This is a genomic window from Neobacillus dielmonensis, assembly GCF_000612665.1.
In the GTDB taxonomy this organism is placed as follows: domain Bacteria; phylum Bacillota; class Bacilli; order Bacillales; family Cytobacillaceae; genus Neobacillus; species Neobacillus dielmonensis.
This window is the reverse complement of sequence record NZ_HG942053.1, coordinates 48,395-55,280: the sequence shown is the minus strand read 5'-3', so window position 1 is coordinate 55,280 and position 6,886 is coordinate 48,395. Positions and strand designations below refer to the sequence as shown.

Below are 6,886 nucleotides of genomic sequence, written 5' to 3'. Positions count from 1 at the left end.
CGCAGGAGTCGAGCGCCTTCTGCTCCAATCAACAGAGTTAAAAAAATCAATAGTATCGTTTAACAGAGCCAAATAAAAAGACCCTCATCCGTAAAGGACGAAAGGTCTTGAAGCTTCCGCGGTACCACCTTCATTTACTCTAAAAAAGCCTTCATTAGAGTCCACTTGAGCCCGTTAACGCCGGGATTACGTCAGGTTTTCCTAAATGCTCATAAGGTAGGTTCAATGAGTAAGCGGGGGATGAAGCCTTTCAGCCTGTGGACTTCACTCTCTTTCACCATTTCACATTTACTGGCCTTCGTCATTGCATGAAAAATTTAATTTTAATAGTGATTATGCAAGATAAGATACATGTCTGTCAATAGAATAATTGGCCGAATTTTAAAAATCTTTGTTAAAACACTTTGCAAAAATAATGACATTCTTAAAAAAAAACGCTAAACTTTAGTTCATAATAGAAAACACTTCATAAAATTTACCAGATGGAAACGGAAACATTATTTAACCATACTAACTAAGGAGTTTTGTTCATGACCGAATGGAAAAACGGAATTGCTAAGATAACTCTCCCGACCCCTTTTCCTGTTGGGGATGTAAATATTTATTTGATTAAAGGCGATGCCTTGACACTAGTAGATGCTGGCCCTAAAACCAAAGAGGCGTGGGATTCGCTTAATTTTCAATTACAGGAGCTTCATCTATCCCCTAAAGATATTGACCAGGTAGTGCTTACTCACGACCATCCTGATCATGCCGGTATGCTTGACTTTTTTCCTGATTCTCTCGAGGTCATCGGACATCCGTTCAATGAGCGTTGGATTTACCCGACGGAAGAATTTTTTCACCAGCTGAAGGAGTTTTTTAACAACATGTTACAGAAAGCAGGTGTCCCGCAAGAGCTTTCTCAGTATGGTGGAAACTTTGCAAATATGCTGAAGTATTCGTGCAGCCGTTCCTTAACGGGCCATCTGACAGAGGGGATGCGGCCGCCAGGACTGCCTGAATGGCAAGCGATTGAAACGCCGGGCCATGCCCAAAGTCAAATTGCTCTATATCGGCAAATAGATGGTGTTCTCATTGGTGGCGACGTTATTTTAGCACATATTTCGCCCAATCCACTCATGGAGCCGCCAGTTCCTGGAGAAACGAATCGTCCGAAACCGCAACTGCAGCATAATCATTCAATGCAGAAGCTGTTATCTTATCCGATTAAAATGGTTTACACCGGACATGGCAATGAGGTATTCGAACTAAAAGAACTTGTTGAAACACGGCTGATCCGGCAACATGAGCGTGCCATGAAAGTCAATGAGTGGCTTAAACATGAACAGCTTACTGCATTTGATATTTGTCAGCGGCTGTTTCCGGCCGCTTATAAACAGCAGCTCATGCTTACGCTGTCGGAAACAGTGGCACAACTTGATTATTTGGCATCCATTGGAGAAATTAATAGTATAGATACACAGCCTGTACGATTTTTTGCTAAGGCGTAAAGACAGGATAAGTCAGATGAGGTGTTGATATGGCAAGAGAAAGGCTAAAAGGTAAAAATATTGTCATTACGGGGGCATCTGGTGGAATCGGGGCCGAGATTGCCAAACTCTGTGCCGCTAGCGGGGCCAATCTGGTGCTGCTGGCCCGAAGCATCGACAAGCTGCGGCAGCTTGAAAGCGAACTGGAGCAAAAGCATGGAGTAAATGTGGAAGTTTTTCAATTGAATGTCGCCAATACCGACCAAGTCCGGGAGGTCTTTGACCAAATTTTTCGTGTGATTGGAGATATTGATATTTTGGTCAATAACGCCGGATTTGGTGTGTTTCGTGAAGCACATGAAGCTAGGATGGACGAAATCAAGGGAATGTTTGAGGTCAATGTTGTCGGGTTAATGGCCTGCACAAGCATGGTGCTGCCGCAAATGCGTGAGCGGCACTTCGGCCATATCATCAATATTGCCTCACAAGCGGGCAAAATCGCGACACCCAAATCCAGCGTGTATTCTGCCACCAAGCATGCAGTTCTCGGGTATTCCAATGCCCTTAGAATGGAAGTGGACCATTTTAATATTCAAGTCACTACAGTTAATCCGGGACCGATTGCCACCAACTTTTTCAACATTGCTGATGAAAAGGGAACATACGTCAAAAATGTCCAAGGCTTTATGCTTCAGCCGGAGTTTGTAGCTCGCAAGGTTGTCGACAGTATGCTGACGAAAACAAGGGAGATCAACCTGCCTCGCTGGATGAATATGGGGAGTGCCATCTACGTTTTATTTCCTCGATTGTTTGAACGGATCGGGAAAAAAGTGCTAAATAAGAAGTAGAGAAATGTTTTATACAAAAAAGGAGTTTGCTTCGATTGAAGCAAACTCCTTTTTATCTGTAAGTTCCTGATATAATGTACCTAAAGCTCAATGACCTTATTTTTCTGTACTTACCTGCTTATCCTTTTCAATAAGCACAATCAAACCAGGCAATAAAATCCCCCTAATCAAGAACGTATCCAAGATAATTCCGACTGCCACAATAAAGCCAAAGACAAATAACAATTCAATTGGCTGGGTCATCAACACCGCAAATGTGGCCCCGAGGATAATTCCCGCCGAAGAAATGACGCCGCCGGTATTGGCAACGGCAATTTCCACCGCTTCCTTGACGGAGTGAGTCTGCCTCTCTTCTTGGTACCGGGAAATCAGCATAATATTGTAGTCAATTCCAAGCGCCACCAAGAAGACAAATGAATATAGCGGGACACGGTCGCTAATCGAACTGATATCAAAGAACAGATTGGTTAAGAACATCCCGAGTCCAAGGGCTGCTAGAAAGGACACCAGAATCGTTCCCATCATGTAAATCGGCATTTTGATTGATTTCGTTAATACAATCAACAGGACGAAAATTAATATTGTTTCCAGGATGACAATCAGGATGACGTCCCGATTGTTTACATCGCGTTCGTCGACTTTTGTGGCCGTTTCTCCGGAAAAATAAAGTACTCCATCCAGACCGCTGTCCTTGATGATCGTTTCACTTTTATTGGTGATTTGTTTCATTGCATCAATGGTTTTCACAGCATATGGATTCTCTTTGAACGTCAGGCTGTAGTTGATCACTTTTTGATCATCTGTTACCCCATTTATGCGGACATTGCTGACTAGTTGCTGGTTTTCAAGCGTATTCTTCAGCTCTACTTGCTGCTCAGCTGTTAGGGCATGTTTTGATTCAAACAAAACCGTCGTTGGCGCTAGGTCGCCCGCCTCAAATTTATCTCCCAAGATTTCATATCCTTGTCGGGAAGGCATATCCTCAGGGAAAGATTTCATTGTGTCAAATTCATACTTTAAATTGAACATATTGCTGGCGGCAATCACCAAAAATAGTCCAATGACTGCAACGGATAGGCCCGGCTTGCCCGCGACGAACCGGCCAATCTTCACCCAAAGCGTCTGCTTGTGAATGACTTGCTCACCAACGTGGGGAATTCTCGGCCAGAACGATTTCCGGCCAAATAATGTAAATAAGGCTGGAACGAGTGTGACTGAGGCAATCATAATGACGACCATCGTCGTCGCAAAGGTTGGTGCAAAGTTGCGGTAATCGCCGAATTTGGCAAAAAATAGCACCAGCATGGCCGCCAAGACGGTACCGCCGGAAAAGAACACCGGCATCCCGGTTTCTCTCATCGCCGCCTGCATCGCTTCATATTTGCTTTCGTGTAGTTTAAGCTCTTCACGATAGCGAGAGAAAACAAACAAGGAATAGTCAATTACTGCTGCAAACAATAAGATCGACATTATTGAGACCGTCTGACTGCTCATGACTAGCCCGGATGCCCCCATAATGCCAAGAATTTGGGTGACCACCTCATAAACGAACACGGCGGCCAAGAGCGGAATCAATGCCAGCAGCGGCGAACGGTAAATGACAATTAATAATACTAAAATAAGTCCGACTGTTGAAAACAATAGAACAAAATCAGCACGGGAAAATAGATCCAGTGTATCGGTGGCAATTCCGGCAGGGCCGGTTACATATAATTTCAAGTCGGATGAATCTTGTACCACCTTGTTGATTTGTTCGATAGATGTCCGCATTTCCTTAGTTTCAATCGAGGCATCGAACGTCAATGGAATCACAGCGGTTGTTTTATCCGCTGAAAAAAATCCTGAGGCTGCTTGCGGCGGCAGTTTCGATAAGGAAACTACCTGCTGGACACCATTTATTTTATCAGTTTCAATTTTGTCTAATAGGGCAGCAAGCGTGGAATATTCTACTTCACCCTTCTTTGCTTGAAATACTAGGATCGCCGGTGTTCCGTCATTGTTGTCAAAATACTGGTCAACTTTGCTTTGGGCAACAACTGATTTAGCATCATCTGGAAGTGAGTCGATTTTGGAAGCTTCATAATCCCGAACACTTGGCGCAAACATCGCCAGGATCATCGTAATGACCAACCAGGCCGCCAAGGTGATCCACATCCCTTTTTTGGTGGAGACGCGGTCGGTAACCGCTTGTAAAAATGTCTTCATCCTGTTCTCCCCTTTCAAAACATAATAAAAGTGACATAAGTGTCACTTTAAGTCCACTTTATTTAGCGGCGTTTGTCATCATCATTATCTTTCAAAGTGACACTAGTGTCAATTAGTTAGTTTTAACATTCCATGGCACAGCATTTCTTTTATCGAAGCAATCCATTCAGATTGGGGAATTTGCAACCGATTCGGAATCATAATGGATTGAAAAATCATCCCGATCATAATCGAATCTGGAATAGAAGTTTTAATTTTTTGCTCCAGCTTTCCTTTTGTGATGAGTCTTTGACAATAGTTGTACATCTCAAAATGCAGCTGCCCCAGCCGTTCAATATTCTGCTTCACCTTTTGATTATCATTGACTGGAATTCGTCGCCCAATTTCAATCATATGTGGTACCGCAGTATTTTTAAACATGAGCTTTAATAAAAAAGTGAATTGCTCATCAAAGTTACCGATTACATCCATTTGCTTCAATTCTGCTAGAAATTTCTCCATTTCATAAATCATATAATCGGTGATCAGTTCCTCGCGATTTTCAAAGTATTTATAAATTGTTCCTCTTGAGACTTCTAATTGTTCTGCTAGCAGACTAAAGGTAAACCCTTCATAGCCGTGCTGGAGCAAAATTTGCTCGGTTGCCAAAAATAAATCTCCCGTAGTGAATTTACGCTCACGTGCCATATACCACACCTCACTAAAATTACGTATCTTTTTAACTCTTTTTACTAAAAGTCAACCCGTTAAAAATTCATACACTTTGTCATTAATCACTTCATACAAATCTGTATTTGGGTTTTGCTGTTTGGTTTGGACAATCTGCCTAACCAACTCATTTAATTCCTGTTCGCCTATTGGTGCTGAATCGGTATCTCCATATTGGCTAAAACAGTTCAGGATCATTTTAACAATCAGCTTTTCTTCCATCGGCAAACACCTCATCCATCATTATACTGCTTTTCCGGATAAGCGCCAGCTTGGAAATGTGGCAAAAAATTTCCATTGAATACGAACGCATATTCGCTTAAGATAATAGATATAATAAAGAACAGATGTTCGATAATGATGTGAAGAGGGAAAAAGTTATGATTGATTACAGCACGCTGCCGCAAAATAAAATTTTATGTGTAGACATGAAGAGTTTTTATGCCAGTTGCTCGGCTGTCATGCTGGGATTGGATCCTTTGGATGCTTATATCGCTATTGTCGGTGATAAAGATCGCCAGGGGAGTGTCGTGCTGGCTGCTTCACCGCGGTTAAAAAAAGAGTTCGGCATCAAAACGGGCTCCCGGTTGTTCGAGATTCCTAACGATCCCCGGATTCAAATTGTCGAGCCTAAGATGGCAACCTATTTACGGATATCGACAGAAATTACCCGCGTGTTCAACCGTTATGTACCGAAAGAAGCCATTCACGTCTATAGTGTCGATGAAAGCTTTATTAAGGTAGACGGGGCCCTGCATTTATGGGGGGATGCTCAGACAATTGCTAAAAAAATTAAGGACGATATTGAGCGGGAATTTCAGCTGCCATGTGCCGTCGGGATTGGCCCCAATATGTTATTGGCAAAGCTTTGTTTGGACCTCGATGCCAAGCACCACGGGATTGCCGAGTGGACCTATGATGATGTAGAGACGAAGCTTTGGAAGGTATCCCCGTTACGAGAAATGTGGGGGATTGGCCGAAGGGTCGAAAAAACCTTAAATGGCATGGGGATTTTTAACGTTGGTCAGCTCGCCCGCTATGACTTAGAAAAATTGGAAAAGAAATTCGGCATTATGGGAAATCAACTTTACCATCACGCCTGGGGGGTAGACCTTTCCGATTTGGGGGCACCGATTATTGAGGGGCAAATCAGTTTTGGCAAAAGCCAAATTTTGCTTCGTGATTATAAAGATGAAAAGGAAATTAAGCATGTCATTTTGGAGATGTGTGAGGAGGTCGCTAGAAGGGCGAGGACTCGGCACAAGGCGGGCCGGACGGTGACTCTCGGAGTCGGCTATAGCCAGGATGAATTTGGCGGCGGTTTTAACCGAGCCAGAACCGTCAAGGATCCGACCAACGTGACAATGGATCTTTACCGGGTGTGCCTGGAATTATTTCACGAGCATTATAGCGGCAAGACAGTTCGGCAAATTTCAATTTCGCTTGGCAATATTGTTGATGACTGTGAGATGCAGCTCGATCTGTTTGACATGGGGGCTTACAAAAGGCGGGAGCTTGGCTATGTGGTGGACTCGGTCCGCAGGCGGTTTGGTCCGGGTTCTCTCTTAAGGGCGGTTTCCTATACTTCGGGCGGAACAGCCAAACACCGGGCTACTCTTGTAGGCGGGCATAAAATGTAACCAGAAAAAGCGG

At 43.5% G+C, this 6,886-nt stretch carries 6 protein-coding genes; 3 read left to right on the top strand and 3 right to left on the bottom strand.

Annotation, left to right across the window (positions count from 1 at the left end; all coding sequences use genetic code 11):
- Positions 1-530: 530 nt before the first annotated feature.
- Together BN2425_RS09350 and BN2425_RS09345 are read left to right on the top strand one after the other, a co-directional pair.
- Positions 531-1,493 (top strand): MBL fold metallo-hydrolase, encoded by a 963-nt coding sequence (locus tag BN2425_RS09350; RefSeq protein ID WP_042458109.1) that lies wholly within the window; start codon positions 531-533, stop codon positions 1,491-1,493.
- Positions 1,494-1,522: 29 nt separating this feature from the next.
- A complete protein-coding gene (locus tag BN2425_RS09345; RefSeq protein ID WP_042458106.1) occupies positions 1,523-2,320 on the top strand; it encodes an SDR family NAD(P)-dependent oxidoreductase in 798 nt (265 codons plus the stop codon).
- Positions 2,321-2,416: 96 nt separating this feature from the next.
- Here the strand turns inward: BN2425_RS09345 and BN2425_RS09340 are convergent, their stop codons facing one another.
- The 3 genes from BN2425_RS09340 to BN2425_RS09330 form a co-directional block, all read right to left on the bottom strand.
- Positions 2,417-4,525, bottom strand: a complete 2,109-nt coding sequence (locus BN2425_RS09340) for an MMPL family transporter (protein WP_042458103.1) — start codon at positions 4,523-4,525, stop codon at positions 2,417-2,419.
- 108 nt (positions 4,526-4,633) lie between these two features.
- Positions 4,634-5,212, bottom strand: coding sequence for a TetR/AcrR family transcriptional regulator (locus BN2425_RS09335; RefSeq protein WP_042458100.1), 579 nt, complete (start codon positions 5,210-5,212; stop codon positions 4,634-4,636).
- A gap of 51 nt (positions 5,213-5,263) precedes the next feature.
- Entirely contained in the window at positions 5,264-5,455 is a 192-nt protein-coding gene (locus BN2425_RS09330) for a YqzH family protein (protein WP_042458097.1), read from the bottom strand.
- A 158-nt stretch (positions 5,456-5,613) separates the two neighbouring features.
- Here BN2425_RS09330 and BN2425_RS09325 point away from each other — a divergent pair, with 158 nt between their 5' ends.
- Entirely contained in the window at positions 5,614-6,873 is a 1,260-nt protein-coding gene (locus tag BN2425_RS09325) for a Y-family DNA polymerase (protein WP_042458094.1), read from the top strand.
- Positions 6,874-6,886 lie beyond the last annotated feature (13 nt).

What these genes read in the sequence shown, in the direction of transcription:
- BN2425_RS09330 (WP_042458097.1), bottom strand. Translation starts at nt 5,455, where the DNA reads ATGGAAGAAAAGCTGATTGTTAAAATGATCCTGAACTGTTTTAGCCAA.
- BN2425_RS09335 (WP_042458100.1), bottom strand. Translation starts at nt 5,212, where the DNA reads ATGGCACGTGAGCGTAAATTCACTACGGGAGATTTATTTTTGGCAACC.
- BN2425_RS09340 (WP_042458103.1), bottom strand. Translation starts at nt 4,525, where the DNA reads ATGAAGACATTTTTACAAGCGGTTACCGACCGCGTCTCCACCAAAAAA.
- BN2425_RS09345 (WP_042458106.1), top strand. Translation starts at nt 1,523, where the DNA reads ATGGCAAGAGAAAGGCTAAAAGGTAAAAATATTGTCATTACGGGGGCA.
- BN2425_RS09325 (WP_042458094.1), top strand. Translation starts at nt 5,614, where the DNA reads ATGATTGATTACAGCACGCTGCCGCAAAATAAAATTTTATGTGTAGAC.
- BN2425_RS09350 (WP_042458109.1), top strand. Translation starts at nt 531, where the DNA reads ATGACCGAATGGAAAAACGGAATTGCTAAGATAACTCTCCCGACCCCT.